This is a genomic window from Streptomyces violascens, assembly GCF_014649955.1.
In the GTDB taxonomy this organism is placed as follows: domain Bacteria; phylum Actinomycetota; class Actinomycetes; order Streptomycetales; family Streptomycetaceae; genus Streptomyces; species Streptomyces violascens.
This window is the reverse complement of the sequence record NZ_BMUA01000027.1, coordinates 24,305-43,933: the sequence shown is the minus strand read 5'-3', so window position 1 is coordinate 43,933 and position 19,629 is coordinate 24,305. Positions and strand designations below refer to the sequence as shown.

Here is a 19,629-nt window from a genome sequence, read left to right as displayed (position 1 = left end):
GCGGACCCGCGGCCAGGGGGAGCCGGGTGCGCGTCGCATCCGGCTCGGGCCATGCCATCACCCTGACGCCTGGCCCTTGGCAGCGTCGGCACCCTTGCCGATCGCGCGGGCCACTCCCTCGAAGGCGTCGAGCGCGCGGGCGTCGAAGCGACCGTGACGGGTCTGGATTTCCTTGCCGAGCTGGTCGTACAGGCGTGCAGCAGCACGGAACTCGCCCTGCTCCACGGCCTGCGCGGCGTCGGCCATCCGACGCTGGATCTCGGCTGGTGTGAGGTCCTGATGACTCACCGGTGATCTCCTGACTTCCTGGGGCTACATGTCGGGCGGCGGGACGGGACGTACAGAGGGAGGTGTCGGGCCGAGCACTGCTCACGGCGGGTTCGCTACCCCCAGCGGCTTCGCGGGACGCGTGCCCGGCGCCGGCAGGGCGGGCAGAGCCGCAGTCGCGGCGTCCTGCGCCGCCTGGAGAGCTTCGTTGAACAGCTCAAGGGCCTTGGCGACCTCGTCGCTCATCTCCGCGATCTGGGCGACCGCGAGTTCATCGCGGGCGGTGGCCGCCAGGAGGTCGAGCAGGTCTTCGTTCCCCGTCGTCAGCTCTCGCAGCTGCCTGAGCTCGTGGCGCCGCAGTTCGGCCTCGGCGATCTGCGTGGCGTAGTTCTCCAGGGCCTCGACGCGGCGCCCGGTGCTGGAGAGGCTGATCCGCAGGGCCTTGCGGCGGGGTTCCATCGCCTGCGCCACCGCCTCGCTCACCGCCTTCGCCGGCCCTTGTGCGGCCACCCGGCTGTAGATGCGCAGCGCCTCCGCGATCTCCCACACCTGGCCCTGAAGCCGCCGGTCGTGGTGCTCCTTGTCGGCCGGATCCAGCCGCTGCGCCGAAGAGCGCAGGACGCGAGTGGCTGCCTGCTCGGCACGGGCCAGCAACTCGCCCACCTCAGGGCGGAGTTCATGACCCAGCACAAAGCGGTCGTGCACGCCGGCTATCTGGAGCAGTACAGCATGGCGATGCCGGCGCTTCCAGACAGCGACCGCGCTGCTCAGCCCGTAGGCGACGGCACCCACACCGACCATGACCGTGCTGCGGGCGAACGCACTGAGCAGGAGACCCCCGAACCACCATGCGGCGCGACGGCCGCCGAGCGGATCGGCCAGACCCCACCACGGGCTCGTGAGTCCGCCACGCACGGCCTTGCGCAGCAGTGCGGGATCGGCCTGCCGCAGGAGCTCCTGGACATGATCCGGCAGTTCCGGGTCCAGGGTCAGGGGCGGCACAACGCCGGTGTCCCCCGCAGCCGCGTACCCAGCATCCGCCGGCATCCACCATTCCGTCACCTCGGTAACTCCCCACCGTGCCGTTGCACTTGGCTCTCAGCCCTCGGGATGGACGTCGGCCACGGCGGCTGCCGGCGGAGCGAACGAGGCCAGCGCGCGGAGCACCTCGTCGTAGACGGTCTGCTCGTCGAAGACCTTGAGCTCGAAACCCTGGGCGCCGCGCGCGAACCGGCCCTCGTAGGCCGGGCCCTGCTGCACAGCGAACCCCTTTCCGCCGCGCACCAGAGCGTCGTCGATCCCGCCGAGCCACGCCTGCTTATCCGGAACCTCGGCGCTGGGCTCCACCCAGGTCTGATGCCACTGCTCGGAGGCCTCCGGCCCGTACATCAGGTGGAAACGCCGGGCGAAGTGGCTGGCGTTGACGAGCTGCTGCTGGCGGAACTGGCGGCTGAAGAGCACCGCGTAGGTGCCGTCGAAGGACTCCACCCCGAGGACGTCTCCGTCACCCGCGCAGACCTGCCCCTTGCCCGGTCTCACCGGCCCGTCTCCGGGCCGGTCGCTGAGGCGAGGTGGTCCTGCCCGGCACGGCACGGGCCCTGCTCCGGCAGCACCCGGTCGCACGTACCCCACTGGGTGGGCTGCGTGCAGCGCTCCAGGGAGACATCGCCGAGCTCGCGCAGCGCCGCGGCCAGGTTGTCCGCGCAGGCCACGACCTGCTGCCAGGTCTGCTCGGTCCGGGTGCGGGGCCACTGCCGCCCGCGCGCCTGGGCGAAGGCCTGGTGCGCCTCCGTGAGCTGCGGGTAGCGCAGCGTCCACCCCAGACTCGCCTCGTCGAGCATCGCCAGCGGACCCGTCAGCTCGGGCGACAGATGCCGTACGGCGCTCAGTTCGCCGGCCAGCTCCGCGGCCGTGTACTCCTCGTTCACCGTGAACTTCTCCTTCAGCTCGGGGATCTGATCAGTCCTGCAGGGCGTGCACCGTCCTCGCCGGCGCCTGACCGCGGAGTCGGCCGGGGTCAGCTGCCTTCCTGGGCGCCGACGTCCTGCGCGCCGGCGGACTCCGCGGCCGCGGTCGTGGCGTCGATGTCGGCGTGACGGTGTCCCTTGCCGGTGAGGGTGACGACGAGGTCCTCCTCGTGGCCGGCGTCAAGCTCGTGCAGCTCCTTCTTGTAGAGCTTCCGGGTGGAGGCCAGGCCGTGCTCGATCAGGGTGCCGAGCGCGACGGTGAGGTCGGAGTCGGCCGGCGAGGTGTGCAGCTGCAGCTGACGGCCGTTGCCCACGACGCCCTCGATCGCGGCGCCGACGGCCTGGTGGTCCGGGGTGGGGGAGGACACCTCGGTGCGCAACTCGGCCGCGGCGAGCGACTCCAGCAGGGCGCGCTCGAGCGGAGTGAGCGGGATTTCGGTGCGGCGCACCCCGCGCACACGGTTGTGGTTCCGGGCCGCGAACCTGCGCACACCCTCGGCGAGGTACACCGGGCCGGAAGCCAGCTCCTGGACGAGCCACTGCTTCAGCTCGGGGCGCAGCTGACTGGCGCGTCCCTTGGAGGCGCCGGTGATCCGGGTGACCTCGGCCATGCCGGCCAGCTCGGGGACGTGCGGCTCGTCGAGCCGGCGCTCGAACTCCGCCTCCGTGATCACCTCGTAGCCGCTCATCAAGGTGATGTCGAGCCCCTGCTTGAGCAGCGCGCCCTGGACGTACTCGACGCCCCGGGTGCCGGCGTCGACGGGACTGTCGGCATCGAGGAACAGACGCACGGTCAGTCCGCCGGCGGGGGAGGAGCCGATCGATCCGCCGTAGGGGGCCAGGTCCTCGTAGAGCGCCGTGATGATCTCGTCGGGCGGAGTCTCGGACACGTCGTACTCGACGCGCACGTTGTAGCTGGTCTGGGTCATGGCTTCCTCATCTTGGGGGCAGGGCGGTGACGGCGCGGTCGGCCGGGCGCCGGGAGTGTCCCCCGGCGCCCCCGGCCGGTCAGTTGGAGCGCTGGGGCTTGGGCTTGCCCTTGCGCTCGGTCTCGAAGACGAAACCAAATCGCTTGAGGTCCGCCTTCGCGTTCTTGAGCCCCCGGTACTCACTCGGGGTGCTGGGCATCGTGCAGACGAACGTCAACACCTCCTCCTGGGTCGCGGTGGCTTCCGTCACGACAAGGAACACCTTGTAGTGGCTGCTCTTGGTCTCTATGAACCGAAATCCCTGCTGCTCCGCCTTCTTCTTCAGCTGGTACAGGTCCTTCTTGGTGGCCATGTTCTCCCCTAATGCTAAACGCCGTCAAGAATTATGATCTCACACATAACTAAACAACGTCAAGAATTAAGGAAAAAGAGCTTGGCGGGGTGGGTGAAGGTGCCCCGGCACGGCGCCACGTGGCCGTGTCGCCGCCGCACGTACCGCCTGGGGACCGGTAGAGTGCGGCACGGCCGAGCGCATCGGCCCACGCGAGCACCGCGGCCCATGACCGCGGAGCAGCAACATCGCAAAGGTGCCCGGACTGTACGTAGTTCCGGCTTGGCCGCATCAACTGCGCGCACACCCGCCGCCACGTCGGCTGGCCTTCGTCCGTATGCCGCTCTTCGCCGCGCGCACCGGAGTCATGGGCCCGATGCGTCAGAAATGCGAGAGCCACCATGCCCAAGCACCACGCCCGCAAGAACAAGGCCCGCCGCCTGCGCGAGCGCACCGGCGCTGCCTACACTTCAGCCGCCGCCGGAACACTCCACCGACACCCGCTCATCAACCTGGCGCCCGCGGCCGCCGACCCTGACACCGACATGTCCTGCGCGAGCGCCCTCGTCGCCGCGATCCGAGCCGGGTGCACTACCTGCCAGCGGCCCCTCAAGAGGCGCCTGCTCACCCAGCCCGAGGCCCTGGCCGCCCTGGAGAGCAGCCTGATGCTCATGGAAGCCACGCACACGGGCGCCAACCAGCCTGGTCAGCACGCCCCGGAAACCCGCCTCGATCAACTCCTCACCTTCTGGGCGGCACCGTTCTCGGCCACCTACCTGCGGCAGATCCTGTGGCGCCTGCCCGTGCTGCGTGCCCTGCCTCCCGGTGCCGTGCGCGTGCTGCGCGAGCGTCACCACCGCGTTCTTGCGCGAGTCCACCGAAACCACGGTGACGCGGCCGTGCGCGCAGTCTGGGACGCCTGCGCGGGCAATCCGACCACGCAGAACCTGATCGCAGTCGCCGATTCCTACACCACGTTGACCGATTCGCCCCGCACCACGTGAACGTGACCACCCGCGCCCGCCCCGCCTCGGGCGGGCGCCGGTGGCCGGAATCGCCAGACCGATACCCACCACCAGGAGCCCCCGTCGCGGGGGCTGGAAGCCCTGTGCCCGGCACCTCCGGAACAGACGTCGGGCTGGTGAGCCGCATCCCGCCGCCCCGCGCGGTCAACGCCCCCAGAGGAACGCGCGGGCGAGTCTCAGCTACTGCGTGTGTCCGAGGAGGCCGTCGCGCTGTGCTTCAGGGCGCTGCTCACCACCGCGCCGAGTTCCTCCTGGACCGGCCTGACCCGCTCGTCGTTCCAGGTGGACGGCGCGAAGAGGAGCTCCTCGAAGGCCTCGCGCTGGGCCACCGTGCACAGCCCGACGACCCCGTGGCCGCGCAGAGCGGCAGCTGTCTCGGCGACGGCTTCGGGCTCGCCCACGGACCGGTACATGTTGATGATCACGGCCACGGGCGTCTGCGGGTCCAGGCCCAGAGCTCGGACTTCGCGCAGCAGGGACTTGGCCGTCTCCTCGCCGGTGGCGGGCCGCTGCCGGCGCTCGATCATGTCGTCGAAGTCGTGGACCCGCGCGGCGTCGCTCCGCACCCCTGCCAGCCACTGCCCGGTGATCGCGTCCCAGTCCACTCCTGCGGCCGTGACGGGGGCGAGGGAGGCGATGAACTGGCGGCGCAGCTCGGTAAGTTCGGCCTCGTCGGGCGCGAACGGCTCCTGCTCGTTCTGCTCCAGGCGGCGGTGATGCTCCGCCCAGTGGTCTCGGACCTCGGGCCACACCTCGCCGTGCCGGCGGGCACCCTCGGCCTCGACCGCGGTGAGGAAGGATGCCCGGTCCGCGTCCCGGGCGGGCGGGAGCGAGTCGGTCCCCTCCAGGGACCGGGCGGCCGCCGGCGCGTCCCACCACTCGTCGCCCGTTACCGCATCGGCCAGGGACGCGAACCCCTCGGTGTTGTGCGGTCCGTGCGTGTGGAAGCGGGCGTCGAGAACCGCCATCACGGTCTGTGCCGCGGGCCGGGGCAGGTACGCGGCATCGAGGCGCAGGTGGGCGGCGAAGCGGGCGTCGAGCCACCGCGTCAGCATCGCGGTGCGCCAGGTCTGACGCTCCTCGGCACTGGCCGCACGCGGCTGCAGGTCCTGCCCGGCCGTCTGGCTGAGGAACTCGGAAGTCCGCTTGGTCAGTTCGTCGAGGGTGGCGCCGTCCGCGCTGAGGCGCTGCAGGTTCCGCATCCGGTTGTGCGTGATCCAGGAGTCGCGTACCGCGTCCCAGTGCTCCGGGTGCCGGCGCTGCCCCTCGGGGGTGATGAAGTCCAGGAAGTGGCGCCGCCACGAGTCGAGCGGGGCTGCGTCTTCCGGCGGCAACAGGTCGTCGGGGTGTCCGGGTCCCCAGTGGGATCCGAAGTCCCACCACTCCTCGACGTCCTCGGCATCGTCCGTGTCCCAGACGTCTACCTCGTCGGGGGCTTCGAGCCGGACCATGGCGTAGAAGAAGAATTCGCGATCCAGTGCAGAACGCAGCCGGTCGGCGTCAGCCGGCTCCGCCGAGGGATCCCGCCACTGCCCGAAGGCCTCGTTCAGCGCGGCGAACACCCGAACCTGCTCGGGCCGTGTGTCGACGACGTCGGCCCGTACCCAGTCCCGGCCGCGGTAGCGGTCGGTCAGCACGGTCAGGTCGGCGGCCGGGAGCGCGGCGAGTTCGGCCGGCGGGCGATTGCCCACGTCCAGGACGACCACGTCGCCGCGGCTGGTCGCCTCCGCGGCGCGCGCATCCAGGTTCTCTCCGAAGTAGCCGTGCGCGGCGGCCATCAGCCGCCCGCCGGAGGCGGGCGCGAACGGCTCGTGCCACACCGCCGTTTCATCGGCCGCGTCCTTCGCAACGTGCCGCAGCATCGCCTCGTCGGTCACCAGGGCCACGGTGCGCCCGGTGCGGGTCAGCCCGTAGGCGATCTGGACGCTCAGGGTGCTGCAGCCGGTCCCGCCTTTCGTCGAGCGGACGTGCACGATCTGCGGGCGCCGGGAGGCCGGCCCGTGCGGGCGCGGCATCAGGGCGGACTCATCACCGGCCAGCTCGGCGAACGTGGGCTCCCGGCTCGACCACGCGGCCGCGGCCTTCTGAGCGAGCAGAGGACGGCGCAGCGCGCGGCTCCAGGCGGGCGCCGTCTCAAAGAGGGAGACGTCGATGACACGGCGGGGGGTGTCCTCGAACACGGTGCCGTCCTGATCCCACAACGGCAGCAGCCCCGCTTCCGTGCACAGGCGGGTGGCCTCCCGTACGTCGCGGGGCTGCGCGGCGAGCTGGACCTGAGCCGCGGCGCCGCCCCGGGCCAGCGTCAGGTACTTGCCGTTGCGGACCCAGCGCAGCCCGGCCACGCCGGTGACGGTCGAGTTGGCCTCGTCCGTGCGGCTGGGCAGCAGGCGGGCCAGGACCTCGGCCTCGTACCCGGTCGCCGGCCACAGCCTGAGCTCGTCGCTGGGGCCTGGACTTGCCTTGGCAATGCCGAACAGGGTTCCGGCCGCGGTGACCGGGCCGAAGGGGCCGCTCGTGCGGGTGAGGGCGAACAGGATGGAGGCTTCAAGGAGTTGCTGCTCGGTGGAGGCGGCGTCGGGGACCAGGCCCTGCAGGAGGCCGTGGGCTTTGATCCAAGAGGCCGCCTGGGCGTGGTTCTCGCCGGTGACGGCGGCGCGGGCGACGGCATTGCGGTCGGCTTTCGCCATGATGTCCCTAATTCTCGGCGTGGCTCCCGGACCGGCACGCCGTGCATGGGCGCAGCAAGGTCAGCTCACTGTGAGGATCTCCCCCTTAGCGCCCTCAAGCGCATGCGCGGGTCCGGGCCGCGATGCGAGGCGGGTGGCAGCAGGTCTGCCCGCCCGTCATCGTAACGGCCTGCGGGCCGGATGCACCGGCGGCCGCCATGGATCGAGGGCGATGAAGTCGAGTTCGCCGCCCCGGGCGGAGATCCGGGCGTCGGTTGGCGCCAGGGCGACCTTGATGAGGACCTCGTCGCGGGCATCGACCCATCTCGGCATCGGGCACCTGGCGGACGCCGGCTGCGACGAGAGCGTTGCGGATGCCGAGCCGGAGGTCGAGCCCGGCGGCCGTGCTGCTCATGGGAGGTCCATTCTTCGGGCCGGCGGGTGCCGATGGGATCAGAGGTTGATCAGGTCGCGGACCGCGTCGGGCAACTGGGCGACGAGCTGGGGCCGGTCGAAGTAGTAGTCGCGGATGCGGCTGGCGAGTTCGCTGTCCACGGTGACCTCCTGAGGCGCCGCCGGCAGGCCGAGCGCGGTGCGCGCGGCGTCGTCCAGCTGGGCTGCGAGCGGCTGGTAGTCCCGTCCGTCCTCCTGGCCCATGAGCTGGTCGAAGGTGGGCCGGGGGCCGACCTTGGGGAGCGGGCCGACGGGCCGCATTGCGGGCTGGTCCGCCAGCCGCGAGTCGTGGGGAGTGGGCTGCTGCTGGTCTGTCATGTCGTCCTCCATGTCCGGTGGTGAGTCTGGATGTTCCTCACCCTTCACATAAGTCTATTCATAAAACTAAACGATGTCAAGTATTACGAAAAGACAGGAATGGCTAGTGGCGGTGGACCTCGTTCATGTCGACGAGCTGCACCACCACGCACGCGCGCCCCTTGATCGTCACGTTCTCCTGGACCCCCACGGACACCCAGTTCGAGCCGCTCTCGTGCAGCCGCTCCCGCTCCAGATTCCCGTACTGCGACACGTGCGCGACCGCGGCCCCGCGGCGCGAGACCATCTCGAACACCACGGCGTGGTCAGCCTCGCCGTACTGGCCGTTGTCCTCCCAGTCGGTCCGCGCGAAGTACTCACCGCCCGCCACCTCCGGGCAGTGCGAGGAGGAGAGGAACGAGGGGCTGTTGTAGCGGCTGCCGGCCGGGAAGGTCTCCCGCGCCCACTGCGCGACCCGGTTCCCCTTGCGGACCTCCAGCGGGGGAGTGAACCCGCGGAAGGTGCGGTGCGGCACCTCGGCCGTACCGGCCGAGCGGATCGCCGAGTTGATGCTGTCGGTGACCACCCGCATCGGCACGTCCATCGTCTCCGCCGGCTGGTCCAGGTCATGCCCGTTATAGAGGTGGGCGTTGATCTGCCGGTACTTCGAGCCGGTGTACGTGCTGACCCAGTGATGCTGCTCGGAGTTCAGACGCGACGCCCACGCCGACGACTCCGGCACCAGCGCACCGGCCCGATGCTCGTGCAGCTGATCGCGCTGAGGATCGCGGCCCAGGCCGTGCCGCTCCCAGGGGCGGGCCGCCTGCCGGGCGCGCGCCGCGCCGATGATCTGCTCGGCGTGATCGGCAGGAACACGGTCGTAGATGACCTGCCCGTTCTCGATCCGATACGGCCAGGGCGAGTCTGCCAGCGCCTGGTAGCGGCCCTGGTCGAGCCGGTTGAACACGACCCGGGCGTGCGGCGGTTCATCCCCGTTGGCCGGATACACCGTCGCGGACCCGGCGAAGTCGTCCCCGCGCCAGGCCACCGTCTGACCGCCGTCGGCGCGCGGCACGAACGTGGCGGCCCCGCCCGCCCCGCTGGCCCGCGCGAACGCGTCGGCGGCCCGGACATGCTCGGGGTACTCCGGCAACTGCGCCGCGCCCCACCCGTCATCCTCCGGCGCCGGGGCGGGCATCGCCCAAGCGACGCGCGGGTCGGCGGCGTTGGGGTAACGCGGCGTCTGCTTGCGGTCCTTGAGCAGGGTGCGCGTCGCGGCCGCGGACAGTTTCGCGTTGCCCGCGTACAGCTTGGCCTGCTCGTCCTCACCGCTCTCGACGGCCTGACGGGTCTTGGCCTCCCACATCTGGGCCGTGGCGTACGCGCCCAACGCGGGGTGCCCGGCGCCGGCCACCGCGACGTCCTTGCGCAGCGCGGTCGAGGCAGCGCGGCGCGCGGCCCGGACAGCCGGGTGAGACGAGCCGCACCTGCGCCCGCCCTTGGATAGCGACCTGCACACCGAAAGCCCTCCCTTCCTCGCCCGCGACCCGCGGGGCTGCCCCGGACAGGCAGCAACGCGATCTTGGAAGGAGTGGCCTGTGGACAGAGACCCAGGAGCGGTGTCAGAGCAGCGCGCACAAGCTGAAGGCCGGGAAGGCCGAGAAGGCCGACGTGGGGCCGGCCTTCCGCTGCATCCGCACGCATGGCAGCCGGTTCAGTACCGCTTGGATTCGTTCACGTCGGCCAACTGAACGACCACGCACGGCGTGCCGGCCACGCGCACGTTCTCGTGGACGCCGACCACCACGAACTCTGAGCCCCGCGGCATCAGCCGCTCCCGCTCGTCGTTGTCGAACTCCGAGATATGCGCGACCGCGGCGCCGCGACGGGAGACCGTCTCGAAGACCACGCCGTGGTCGGCGGTGCCCCACTCCCCACCGGACGACCAGGAACGCTCGGTGAACCTGGCGGCCACCTGGGGACAATGGGAGACCGACATGTACGAGTCGTCCCGGTAGCGGCTGCCGACGACGAAGGTTTCCCGGGCCCAGGAAGCGACCCGGTTCTCCTGGCGGACTTCGACGGGCGGGGTGTAACCGCGGAAGCACCGATGAGGCTCCTGGGACTGTCCCGCGGCCGTGATCGCGGAGTCGATGTGGCCCGTCACGACCCGCATCGACGTATACATGCCGTCGGCCGGCTGGTCGAGGTCCCGGCCCCTGTACAGGTGCTGGTTGATCTCGCTGTACGCCTCGCCGGTGTACGTCGTGACCCACTGGCGCTGGTTGTAGTCGAGTTCGGACGCCCACTGCTCGGACTCCGGGACCAGGCGATCGGCCGTCACCTCGTCGAGGCGATCCCGGTGGCCTGCATCGCTCAGGCCGTGCCGCTCCCATGGTTTGGCCGCACGACGGGAGGCGGCCGCGTGGATGATCTGCTCGGCGTGATCGACGGGGACCCGGTCGTAGATGACCTGCCCGTCCTCGACCCGGTAGGGCCACGGCGAGTCGGCCAGCGCCTCGTAGCGGTCCCGGTCGAGCTGGCTGAACACCACCCGCGCATGCGGGGGTTCATCGCCTTCGCCCGGGTAGACCGTCGCCGCACCGCCGAAACCCTGGTCGTTCCACGCAGTCGTCTGCCCGCCGTCGGCCCGCGGCGGCAGCACCCGCGCCCGTCCGCCGATGCCGGCCGCCCCGGCCAGCGCGCGGGCCGCACGGGTCTGCTCGGGCGGCCGCGGAGGCGGCGCCGCGCTCAGCGCGGCCGGATCCGCGGCGTCCGGGTAGGGCTCCTTGGGCTGCTTGCCGCGGGCGTACGCGCGGGCCGCGGCCGCGCACTTCTTCGCGTTGTCCGCGTACATCCGCGCCCGGTCGTCGTCACCGTTCTCCAGGGCGTCCTTGGTGTGAGCCGCCCAGGCTTGCGCGTTCGCGTACGCGGCCTGCGCGTCCGGATCGCCGGCATCGGTGACCGTCTTGCCCAGCTGGGCGGAGGCGGCCCGCCGTGCCGAGCGCATGGCTGGCTGCGACGACGTACACCGCCGGCCTCCCTTTGCTATGGACCTGCACACGCCCGCTCCCCACTGCCGTTTGTCGCGTGACCACCCTGGTCGGGCGGTTCGGCGATCTTGCGGAGAAGGGCCTGTGGACAGAGGTCAGTCACGGCGCGTGGGAGGTGTAAAGGGGGAAGGGATGCGGAACGCGAAGGAGGCGGGGCGGCCGGTGAGGGCCGCTCCGCCTCCAGCAGGGCAGCGAGGGTCAGGAGAGGTGATCGGCGACCAGGTCGGCGAACTCCTGCTCACTGAGAATCTTCGTGCCGAGCTGCTCGGCCTTGGCAAGCTTGGACCCGGCCCCCTCACCCGCGACCAGAAGCGTCGTCTTCTTCGAGATGCTGCCGGAGGTCGTCCCGCCCGCGTTCTCGATCAGTTCGTTCATCTGGTTGCGGTTGCGTCCGGCCAGCGGCCCGTGCATTCCGCCCGTGACCACGACCACCTCGCCCGCGAGGGGCTTGCTGCTCGCAGTGCTGCCGCTGTCGGTGGTGGGCTCGTCCATGTTCAGCCCGGCCGCGACGAGCTTGTCGATGACCGGGCCCATCGCGGCGATGTGTGCGGCGATCTTCGGCGCGTTCGCCCCCGGCAGCTTGTTGACCTCGGCGAGCGCCTCGGGAGAGGCGGCGCGAATCTTCTCCATCGTGCCGAAGTGCCGGGCGATTTCGCGGGACAGGGTGCGACCGGTCCGTACGATGCCCAGCGCGCAGAAGACCCGGTTCAGGGGCTGCTGCCGGGCCTTGTCGAACTCGGCCAGCAGCGAGTCGGCGCGCTTCTCGCTGCCAGTCGCCTCGGCCAACTGCGCGCGGGAGAGCCCGAACAGGTCGCCCAGATCGTTGACCCGGCCCGTCTCGATGAGGGTCTCCAGGTAGGTCACGCCGAGGCCGTCGATGTCGAGCTGGTCGCGGCCGACGGCGTATTTCAGGGACGGCAGCAGGCCGCAGGAGCCGTTCACGCCGCCCGCGCACTCCCACCGCTCGCCCGACTTGTCGATCTCGCCGTCACACTTAGGGCAGGACTCGGGGAAGACGATGTCGGTCTCGGCCCCGGTGCGCAGCCCGGTCACGGGCGACTCGATCCGGGGGATGATGTCGCCGGCCTTCCACACCTTCACGGTGTCATTGATCTTCAGGCCGCTGTCCCGGATGAACGCCGGGTTATGCAGGGTCGCGTACGTGACGACGCTGCCGTCGACCTCCACCGGCTTGAGCACGGCACGCGGCGCGATGATGCCGGTGCGCCCGACGTTCCACTCCACGGCAAGGAGCTGGGTCTGCGCTTCGACGGCCGCCAGCTTGTACGCGATCGCCCAGTGCGGGTGGCGGGTGGCGAACCCGGCGGCCTTCTGCTCGGCGAAGCCGTTCGTCTTGATGACCACGCCGTCGATTCCGTACGGCAGCTCGGGCCGCAGCGTCTGGATCTCCTCGACGCGGGCCTGGACCTCAGCGAGTGTGGTGCACACCTTGAGACCGACCTCGGCGCTGCCGGTGGTCTGCACACCCAGGGCGGCGACCTGCGCCATGACGGCTTCGTGCGTCTCCCCGGCGAGGAAGTCGACGTCGTCCAGGCCCACCGCGCCGTAGGCGAAGAACGTCGTCTCGATGACGTACGGGCGGTCCTTTGCGCGCAGGGTACCTGCGGTGCCGTTGCGCGGGTTAGAGAACATCTTCGCCTTGTGCGCGACGCGGATCTCGTTCGCCTTCACGAACTGGGCCGCCGTGAGCAGCGCTTCGCCGCGGATCTCCACGGTCACGGGCTCCGGCAGCTGGACGGGGAGACCCACGATCGTGCCGATGGCGTGCGAGAGGTCCTCGCCGTGCACGCCGTCACCGCGGCCGACGAGCTGCACCAGGCGGCCGTCACGGTAGCGGGCCGCGATGGCCGCCCCGTCCAGCTTCGGCTCGACCGCGTAGCCGCCGGTGACCGGCCCGTCGATCCGGCGGTCCAGGGACGCGCCCCACTTCTGGAGGCCCTCGGCGTCGAAGACGTTGTCCAAAGAGAGCATCGGCACGGTGTGCGCGACGTCGCCGACGGGGGCCGCGCCGCCGCCGACCTTGCCGGTGGGGGAGTCGGCCCGGGTGTGCTCGGGGTGCTCGCGCTCGTAGGCGGCAATCGCGCGGGCAAGTGCGTCGTACGCGGCGTCGTCGAGGGTGGTGTCCCCATCCCCGTAATACGCCGCGCTCGCGGCGATGGCCTGGTCGATTGCCGTCTCGTAAGCGGCGCGGTCGGTCATGGAAACGGCGGGTGCAGCAGTCGTCATGCAGTGATCCTTACGTAGGGGTCTGACAATGGGCGGGGTGCGGCAGCGGAGCTACGACCGTTGGTGATGGGAGTCGCACACCCACCGCTGCACCCAGCCGTGCGCGACACGGTCGACGAGGACCACGTGGCTGTTGGTGCCGGGCTTGCACAGTGCGCACTCCACGTGTTCGGGGCGCAGCAACTGGACGGCGGTGAAGCGGGCCGCTTCGGGCAGGGTCCACCCCTCGGTGCGGACGGTGTCGTTGTCGTAGGGGCGGAAGCTGACCGAAACGCGGCGCATCCCGGTCAGGACGTGGTCATCGGCGGGGCTGGTCACGGTGACCTGGGTGCCGCTCACGCGCAGGAGGTCACCCTCGCGCAGTTCGCGGGCCTCGACGGCGGTGACGACGGAGCCGGTCAGCATCAAGATGCCCGTCGGCAGGTCGGAAAGAAGCATGGGAAGCGGCGGCCTTTCAAGACGGTGATGGGGGCGGGACCGGGAGCCGTGCGGGGGAGGCCGGCGACCGGCCCGCCCCGCGCAGCCCCCGGGCTACGCGACCGCCGCGAACGCCTTGCGGATGGACGCGAGCTGCGTCTCGGCCGCCTTGGCGCGGGGCTTCAGGACGTCCAGCTCGCGGGTGGTCTTTTCGAGCTTCTTCAGGGCGGCGTCGAGCTGGACGCTGTACCAGGTCGCCTTCCGGGCCCGGTCGATGACCTCGGCGAGCGGCAGGCCGTCCACGTCGATGTCGGACAGGTCCGCGGTGGCCTTCGGCGTCCTGGTGGTCTGGTTCTTGTGGGCCTTGACGTGCGGCCATACCCCGCTCGCCTTGGGCCGGGTGAACTCGCAGTTCGGCCAGACGCAGTTGTAGACGACGGTGCCGTCCGCCAGCAGGACCCTCAGCACTTCCTTGAAGTAGCGGGGGTTGGCGGGGGTGCTCTTCGGGGTCTCGGCGAACTCGAACTCGATGACCTCAAGGCCGTTGAGAATTCCATTGGGGGTTGCCATAGGTGCGGTTCCTAACGTGGTTGGCAGAAGGGGGACGGGGCGGCGGGGAAGAGACCGACGTCCCGTGGCTGCTCAGTGGGGCGGGCGACTTTGCGGTGCCTGGGGTGGGAGAGGCAGGGTCGGGCTGGGTGTGAGGCGGGTTCAGGGGCGCTGCCCGGCGGGCAGCGGGGCGGCCACCCGGTGGGCGTCGACAACGTCGTGGACCCAGGAGGGCGCGCTGAGAAGGCTGGTCGGGTAGTAGCTGCGGCGCCCACGAACCTGGTCAGGGCCCGGCGTCCTGCCCGTGGCGACGAGCGGGCCGTCGAACCGGGCCTCGTCCCAGCCCCACGCGGTGTCCCTGCTGTTGAGGTAGGTGATGCGGACCACGTCCGGCCGGATCGGAACAGGCATCGGCCAGTCAGAGATCTCGCCGCCGCCGTGGACAGTGAAGAACCGCGCACGCCGGGCCAGGTCGCTGGTCACGGTGGCGCGCATCGCACCGTCGGTGACGTTGCGAGCGGGGACTGCCACAGCGCGGGCCAGATCGGTGGTCCACGGCGGCCTCGGAGGGGTGGGCCAGTAGGAGTTGGGGGGATACAGATGCAGCCCATCGGCCATGCGGTCCGCCCACTGGGAGGCTGGCTCGGCGGGGACGTACGGGCCCCGGATGCGGAGCGCGTCCAGCTCCCAGGGCGACCCGCCACGGCTGTAATACGTCACATGCAGTTGGGTCGGCCGCATCGGGGGGACACCCGCAGACGGGTCACACAGGTACTCCGGCGGGATGTCCGGAGCGCCGGTGACATCGAAGGTGATGACGCGCTGGGCGTGCTCGCGGGTCAGAAGCAGGACAGACACGGGACTCCTTGCGGGGGCCGCCGGGACTACTGGCGGAGGGACGGGGCACGCCAGCGGCGGGGACACGGTGCTGCTCGGCGAACTGTGCAGCCACAGCGGGAAGTTGGTGAAAGGGGGAGCCACGGGACGACGGGGACGGGTCCGGCGCCCCGTGGCCGCTCAGTGGGCCGGTGGGGCGGGGCTCTGGTGGGCGGGCGTCTCCACGACGCAGTGGCGGGAAGCGCCGCCCGCTCAGCATCACTGCGGCAGGTTGTCGTGCTCGATCTCGTGAGCCTCGAACCGTCCGATGTACCGGCCGCCCCAGGTGACGATGCACCGCCACGCGGTGGAGTCGTACTCCAAGGTTGCCCACTCCTGCACGATGCCGTCCGGCGGCAGGGTGACCGGCTGGCCGCCCGCACGCCTGACGCGGTCGCCGGAGCTGAATCCTTCGCGGCTGGCGGCGGTCTCGACGTGAGGTATCTGGAGTGGCTGGAGCATCGTGGTCCTTCGGGGATGTTCGTGGTCAGGTTGGCGGGGGCGGCTCGGTGGGCCGGAGCTGGGTGTGGCGGGCCCGGAGTTCGGCGCCGCTGAGACGGCAGGACGGGCACGGGCGGGCGGTGGTGTCGGATGGCGGGCCGGACTTCCAGGCCAGGCCGCGCCCGCAGCGCGCACGCGCCGAGGAGATCCAGTAACTGGCGCGGTCCTCGGACCACAGGCTGTCGGGGTGGCCCGGCCAGAAGCGGGTCGACCAGGGGCCGCCCGCGATGTGGACGTAGTGGCCGTCCTCGTGATCGCTGACGCCGTGCCCGTACAGGGCGGTGTCCAGCTCGGCGTCGGGGGACACAGAAATCTCCGTCGCTTCAGTCGCTTCGATGGCGGGCGAGGGGCCGCCGGGAGCGGGTGGGGGGGGTGCTCCCGGCGGCCGGTCCAAGGGCCGGTCAGGCGGCCAGGGTGAGGAGCTGGCGGTGGGCGGCGGTCTTCTTCTTGGTGACCTCGCCGATGTCGGACAGCGACCGCGCCGCGCGTGCCGCGAGGGAGTTGGCCTTGGCGTAGTGGTCGAGGTACTCGCCGATCGCGTTCCACCCGGCCCATGCGGTGCCCCGGATGCTCTCCTGGGTGGCCGCGTTCTCGAACAGGCCGCGCAGGGTGTCCATGCGCGTCTCGTAGTTCTTGCGGGTGCGGGTGGTGGGGCTGGTCGGGACGGGCCACAGGTCGCGGCTGGTGACGAGCTTCTCGAACTGGCCCATGCTGAGCGGGGTGTTGATCATGCGCTCGGCCTCGTGCTCGAAGTGGTCCTGCCAGTCGAAGAGGACGGCGAGCTCGTTCTCCAGGGTGACGAGCTTCTTGAGGGCCGAGGCGGTGTGCGGGACCGACACCTTGTGCTTGGCGCCCGCGATGATGATGCGCTGCATGTTGCCGCAGTCCAGGCGGGTCGGGCCGATGTGCAGGGAGTTGGACGAGGAGCCGTCGTGGCTGCCGAAGAGGGTCAGGTGCATGTGGTGCTCGTCGATGCCGCCGATGCGCGTGATGCCGGGCAGGCTCATCGAGATGAAGAACTTCCTTCCGCCCGCGTAGGCACCCGCCTTGTGGAAGACGGCACCGGACTCGGTCCGGGCCAGGTCCAGGACCTTCTCGTACGCCTCGATCTGGACCGGGGTGTACTTGCGGCCGACGGTGCCGAGATACTCGGTCTCGCCGGTGCGCGGGTTGGTGCGGACCGTGGCGCGGGTGTCGGGCATCTTCACCGTGGTGGTCGTGACGCCGTCCTCGCTGATCTCGGAGGTCTTCGCGGTCACGTCGCCCATCAGGCGAACGTCCCAGTCACGCAGGTCGGCCATTTCCAGGGCCTTGCGGGCGGTGGTCGCCTCGCTCACGTCGGCACCCAGGATGCTCCAGGCGTCCTTGCGGCCCGGGGCACGAAGGGCGGTTCCGGCGGTGGGGATCTCAAGAACAGTCACAGGCAATAGCTCCTCAATCGACTGGGAGCCCGTCCGACTCCCTGACCCTTTAAATATTACGCATAAGGTTCGCTGACGTCAAGTTAAAAGGGTCATTGGGATTGAGGCAGTCCCACGCCGCCCACGGCACACGACAAATGCCCGACAGCAGACAAGTCGTCGACCGGCAGGCAGCAGGACCAGGCGTGCGCCACACTCAGCCGTGGCGCAGGAGAGTCTTCGGAGGAATGAACATGGCTGGGAGTACGGACAGGCCGGCCCGGATCCGGGTGAACGCGGTCGCAGTCGTGATCATTGGAGTCGTGGCCTTCGCGGCCGCCCTGGTCGCCAACTCGGCACACCAGGCCGCGGGCACCGGGGCGGGCATCGCGGTGGTCGCCGCATGCACCGCGTGGCTCGCCAGGGACGCATGGCGCCGCCGGCAGATGGAGCGGACCAACCGCCCCGGAGGCGCCGCCTAGCAGCGAGCAGGTCCGCGACGCGGACAGCAGAGTCGGGGCCGGACAGCAGACCGAAGTCTCCCCCTCCGGTGAAGAAGGGGGTTTGCAAGACCGTCCGGCCCCTCACCACGGACACACCCGACCCGCAGCACCGAAGCGCTGAGAGAGGTGACCGTGCCCCTACTGTAGCGGCCGCGCCCCGCGCGAAAGGCCCCGTCCCGACACCGGGACGGGGCCTCGGCGTAGGCGGGTGCTCGCCGCGGCGCGGAACGTGGTGTCCCCACCGCGACCAGCGGTGATGGAAGCCCGGCGCGCTCACGGCGCCGGGACACCAGCGCGAGCCCCACACCGGGTGACGGCGCCCGCCGGAGCCGTGAGGGACGTCTAGACGTCGAGCACCGCGGACAGGGCAGCGGAGATTGCACTGGGCGGGGCGCTCGCCCGCAGACTCCCGTGCACCTGGCCGACTTCGACTGCCCACCCGGCAGCGGTGAGGGAGGCATGGCAGGCGGCCTTCAGGTCGGCGCGCTCGGCACCGAGCCGCCGGGCCCGTTCGGCCAGGACACGCTCCCGTGCCGCCGGGCTGACCGCGGCACGGGAGATCTCTTCCGGGGTGAGAAGCGACGGCTTCACGATCTGCACGGAGAGCTGGGGATTGCTCGGCGTGACCTCCGGGTCGAGGCCCACCTCGAAGCCCAGCGACACGACCGCGTGCGTGGAGTCGTAGCGAGCAGGGGTGCATCCGGCGGAAACCATGACCAGCGCGGCCTCGTGACTCAGCGCCTTGTTGAAGGCGTAGCGGTCGGGCTCCACGGCCAAACTCCTTCCGGTCGCGTCGGCTTGCCCATTTTCCTCCCCGCACACGCCCCGAGGGGGGATTGCCCGGGGCGGTCGCGGAGGTCGGATTGGTCAGGCGGCCTGGCGGCCGGCCTCGTCGTACGGCTCGTCGTCGTCCTCGGCCTCCGATACGCCGCCGGCGTAGCCGGCGGCCGCACAGTGGGCGAAGGGGATGGTGGTGCGGGGGAGTGGCCCAACTGCTGTGCGTGATTCAGCTGTTGGCCGCCTGGTAGAGATCGCGGATCTCCTGGGAGATAGGGCCGCGCGGCTTGACTTCGTGTCCGTTCTCGACGGCCCACGCGCGGATCGCGGTCGCGTCGCTGCGACGGACGGAGGGACGGGGGGTGTGGACCGCGTCCGTGTCCGCCTCGGTGAGGTCGCCCTCGGAGGGCTGCATCTTCCGATTGCGGATCAGCCAGGCGCGGACCTCGGCGACGTCGCGGGCGATGGAGGAGTCCTTGGCCGGATAGGGGTCCTCGGACGTCTCCGGTGTGTACGCGCGCGCGAAATGCTTCAACGAGTCAACACTCACGCCCAGCTCGCGGGCCAGCGCGGTCTGCTTCAGCCGGGGCTGCTCCTGCGCGAGGCGGGCGCTTTCCTCCATGCTCGGCGCGACCGGTGCGGCGTCCGCCTCACGGAGACGCGACTCCAGCCACTCCGCCTGCCCCGGCTCCTCCAGGTGGAGCACTTCCGCCAGCCACTCGACTGACGTCCTGACCTGCCGGGCACGGGCGAGACGGGCCCGCTCGAAGACGTCGCGCTGACCGACGGTGAGCCCCAACTCATCCAGGTAGACACGGCCGTTGACGGGCTCGGCGCCGTCGTCGATGTGCCGCAGCAGCCACACCCGCAGATCCGCCCAGGCGGGCTGGCCGTTCTTGCCCGCCGCAGGCATCGGATCGCTCTTGCGCAGGAACCAGGCCCTTACCTGGCTCCAGGACCGCTGGCCGTCCGGATTGGCGAGCGGGAAGGGGTCGGTGCTCCCGGACGGATAGCGCTCGGCGTACTTGTTCACCGCGCGCCGCGTCAGGCCGAGCAGGTCCCCCAGGGCGATGGAATCCATCAGCACCTGCGTGGGGCGGACGGCGAGAACCCTCGCGTTCACGTTGCTCGGACCGGACCGCTTGGCCGTCTGCGCAAAGGGCTGGGCGACGTACCAGTCGAGGACCGCGTCGCGGTCGCGCAGGACGGTGCGTCCCTTGCGGTCGACCTCGCCGGGGAAGGCGGGATCCTTCACCCAGTTGTGTACGTGGGTGCGGTCGGTCGCCTCGGCGATCTGCGTGGTGGTGACGTGCTTCGGCAGCTTCTTGAATGCCTTGCGGACTTCGGCGATGTTCCTCATGAGGGGGCTCC

Annotated in this window: 22 protein-coding genes; 2 read left to right on the top strand and 20 right to left on the bottom strand. The window is 70.7% G+C overall.

The features are described 5' to 3' along the window. Positions 1 to 57 precede the first annotated feature (57 nt). From IE206_RS34355 to IE206_RS34330, 6 genes are all read right to left on the bottom strand, one after another. The gene (locus tag IE206_RS34355; RefSeq protein ID WP_189969241.1) at positions 58 to 288 is read right to left on the bottom strand and encodes a hypothetical protein; all 231 of its coding nucleotides are present in this window, start codon (positions 286 to 288) and stop codon (positions 58 to 60) included. Between the two features lie 81 nt (positions 289 to 369). Further along, positions 370 to 1,314, bottom strand: a complete 945-nt coding sequence (locus tag IE206_RS34350; RefSeq protein ID WP_189969239.1) for a hypothetical protein — start codon at positions 1,312 to 1,314, stop codon at positions 370 to 372. Between the two features lie 51 nt (positions 1,315 to 1,365). Continuing rightward, entirely contained in the window at positions 1,366 to 1,806 is a 441-nt protein-coding gene (locus IE206_RS34345; RefSeq protein ID WP_189969237.1) for a hypothetical protein, read from the bottom strand. After that, entirely contained in the window at positions 1,803 to 2,195 is a 393-nt protein-coding gene (locus IE206_RS34340) for a hypothetical protein (RefSeq protein ID WP_189969235.1), read from the bottom strand. The genes IE206_RS34345 and IE206_RS34340 overlap by 4 nt, the downstream gene beginning before the upstream one ends. Positions 2,196 to 2,284: 89 nt before the next feature. Further along, complete coding sequence (locus tag IE206_RS34335) at positions 2,285 to 3,163, bottom strand: hypothetical protein (RefSeq protein ID WP_189969233.1); 879 nt, start codon at positions 3,161 to 3,163, stop codon at positions 2,285 to 2,287. A gap of 79 nt (positions 3,164 to 3,242) precedes the next feature. Continuing rightward, entirely contained in the window at positions 3,243 to 3,515 is a 273-nt protein-coding gene (locus IE206_RS34330) for a hypothetical protein (RefSeq protein WP_189969231.1), read from the bottom strand. Between the two features lie 380 nt (positions 3,516 to 3,895). On the opposite strand from IE206_RS34330, the gene IE206_RS34325 reads away from it, so the two are divergent. Next, complete coding sequence (locus tag IE206_RS34325) at positions 3,896 to 4,498, top strand: hypothetical protein (RefSeq protein WP_189969229.1); 603 nt, start codon at positions 3,896 to 3,898, stop codon at positions 4,496 to 4,498. 197 nt (positions 4,499 to 4,695) lie between these two features. On the opposite strand, the gene IE206_RS34320 is transcribed toward IE206_RS34325, so the two are convergent. From IE206_RS34320 to IE206_RS34265, 12 genes are all read right to left on the bottom strand, one after another. Next, positions 4,696 to 7,206 (bottom strand): P-loop NTPase family protein, encoded by a 2,511-nt coding sequence (locus tag IE206_RS34320; protein WP_189969226.1) that lies wholly within the window; start codon positions 7,204 to 7,206, stop codon positions 4,696 to 4,698. 156 nt (positions 7,207 to 7,362) lie between these two features. Further along, entirely contained in the window at positions 7,363 to 7,518 is a 156-nt protein-coding gene (locus tag IE206_RS34315) for a hypothetical protein (RefSeq protein WP_189969225.1), read from the bottom strand. A 120-nt stretch (positions 7,519 to 7,638) separates the two neighbouring features. Then, entirely contained in the window at positions 7,639 to 7,956 is a 318-nt protein-coding gene (locus IE206_RS34310; protein WP_189969223.1) for a hypothetical protein, read from the bottom strand. A 103-nt stretch (positions 7,957 to 8,059) separates the two neighbouring features. Continuing rightward, a complete protein-coding gene (locus tag IE206_RS34305; RefSeq protein ID WP_189969221.1) occupies positions 8,060 to 9,454 on the bottom strand; it encodes a hypothetical protein in 1,395 nt (464 codons plus the stop codon). A gap of 195 nt (positions 9,455 to 9,649) precedes the next feature. Next, positions 9,650 to 10,945: an ADP-ribosyltransferase gene (locus tag IE206_RS34300; protein WP_189969219.1), complete on the bottom strand. Its 1,296-nt coding sequence runs from the start codon at positions 10,943 to 10,945 to the stop codon at positions 9,650 to 9,652. 241 nt (positions 10,946 to 11,186) lie between these two features. Further along, positions 11,187 to 13,235 (bottom strand): NAD-dependent DNA ligase LigA, encoded by a 2,049-nt coding sequence (ligA, locus tag IE206_RS34295; protein ID WP_189969217.1) that lies wholly within the window; start codon positions 13,233 to 13,235, stop codon positions 11,187 to 11,189. Positions 13,236 to 13,286: 51 nt separating this feature from the next. After that, positions 13,287 to 13,673: a hypothetical protein gene (locus tag IE206_RS34290; protein WP_189969215.1), complete on the bottom strand. Its 387-nt coding sequence runs from the start codon at positions 13,671 to 13,673 to the stop codon at positions 13,287 to 13,289. A gap of 93 nt (positions 13,674 to 13,766) precedes the next feature. Then, a complete protein-coding gene (locus IE206_RS34285) occupies positions 13,767 to 14,222 on the bottom strand; it encodes a hypothetical protein (RefSeq protein WP_189969213.1) in 456 nt (151 codons plus the stop codon). 141 nt (positions 14,223 to 14,363) lie between these two features. Further along, positions 14,364 to 15,059, bottom strand: coding sequence for a hypothetical protein (locus IE206_RS34280; RefSeq protein WP_189969211.1), 696 nt, complete (start codon positions 15,057 to 15,059; stop codon positions 14,364 to 14,366). Between the two features lie 237 nt (positions 15,060 to 15,296). Continuing rightward, positions 15,297 to 15,539 carry a hypothetical protein gene (locus IE206_RS34275; protein ID WP_189969209.1) on the bottom strand — a complete coding sequence of 81 codons (243 nt, stop codon included), beginning with the start codon at positions 15,537 to 15,539 and terminating at the stop codon, positions 15,297 to 15,299. A 25-nt stretch (positions 15,540 to 15,564) separates the two neighbouring features. After that, complete coding sequence (locus IE206_RS34270; RefSeq protein WP_189969207.1) at positions 15,565 to 15,885, bottom strand: hypothetical protein; 321 nt, start codon at positions 15,883 to 15,885, stop codon at positions 15,565 to 15,567. 94 nt (positions 15,886 to 15,979) lie between these two features. Further along, complete coding sequence (locus IE206_RS34265; RefSeq protein ID WP_189969205.1) at positions 15,980 to 16,999, bottom strand: DUF932 domain-containing protein; 1,020 nt, start codon at positions 16,997 to 16,999, stop codon at positions 15,980 to 15,982. A 233-nt stretch (positions 17,000 to 17,232) separates the two neighbouring features. Here IE206_RS34265 and IE206_RS34260 point away from each other — a divergent pair, with 233 nt between their 5' ends. Then, on the top strand, positions 17,233 to 17,460 hold the full coding sequence (locus IE206_RS34260) for a hypothetical protein (protein ID WP_189969203.1): 228 nt from the start codon (positions 17,233 to 17,235) through the stop codon (positions 17,458 to 17,460). Between the two features lie 363 nt (positions 17,461 to 17,823). On the opposite strand, the gene IE206_RS34255 is transcribed toward IE206_RS34260, so the two are convergent. Both IE206_RS34255 and IE206_RS34250 read right to left on the bottom strand, forming a co-directional pair. After that, positions 17,824 to 18,252: a hypothetical protein gene (locus IE206_RS34255; RefSeq protein ID WP_189969201.1), complete on the bottom strand. Its 429-nt coding sequence runs from the start codon at positions 18,250 to 18,252 to the stop codon at positions 17,824 to 17,826. A gap of 235 nt (positions 18,253 to 18,487) precedes the next feature. After that, a complete protein-coding gene (locus IE206_RS34250) occupies positions 18,488 to 19,618 on the bottom strand; it encodes an Lsr2 family DNA-binding protein (protein WP_189969199.1) in 1,131 nt (376 codons plus the stop codon). Between the last annotated feature and the right edge of the window lie 11 nt (positions 19,619 to 19,629).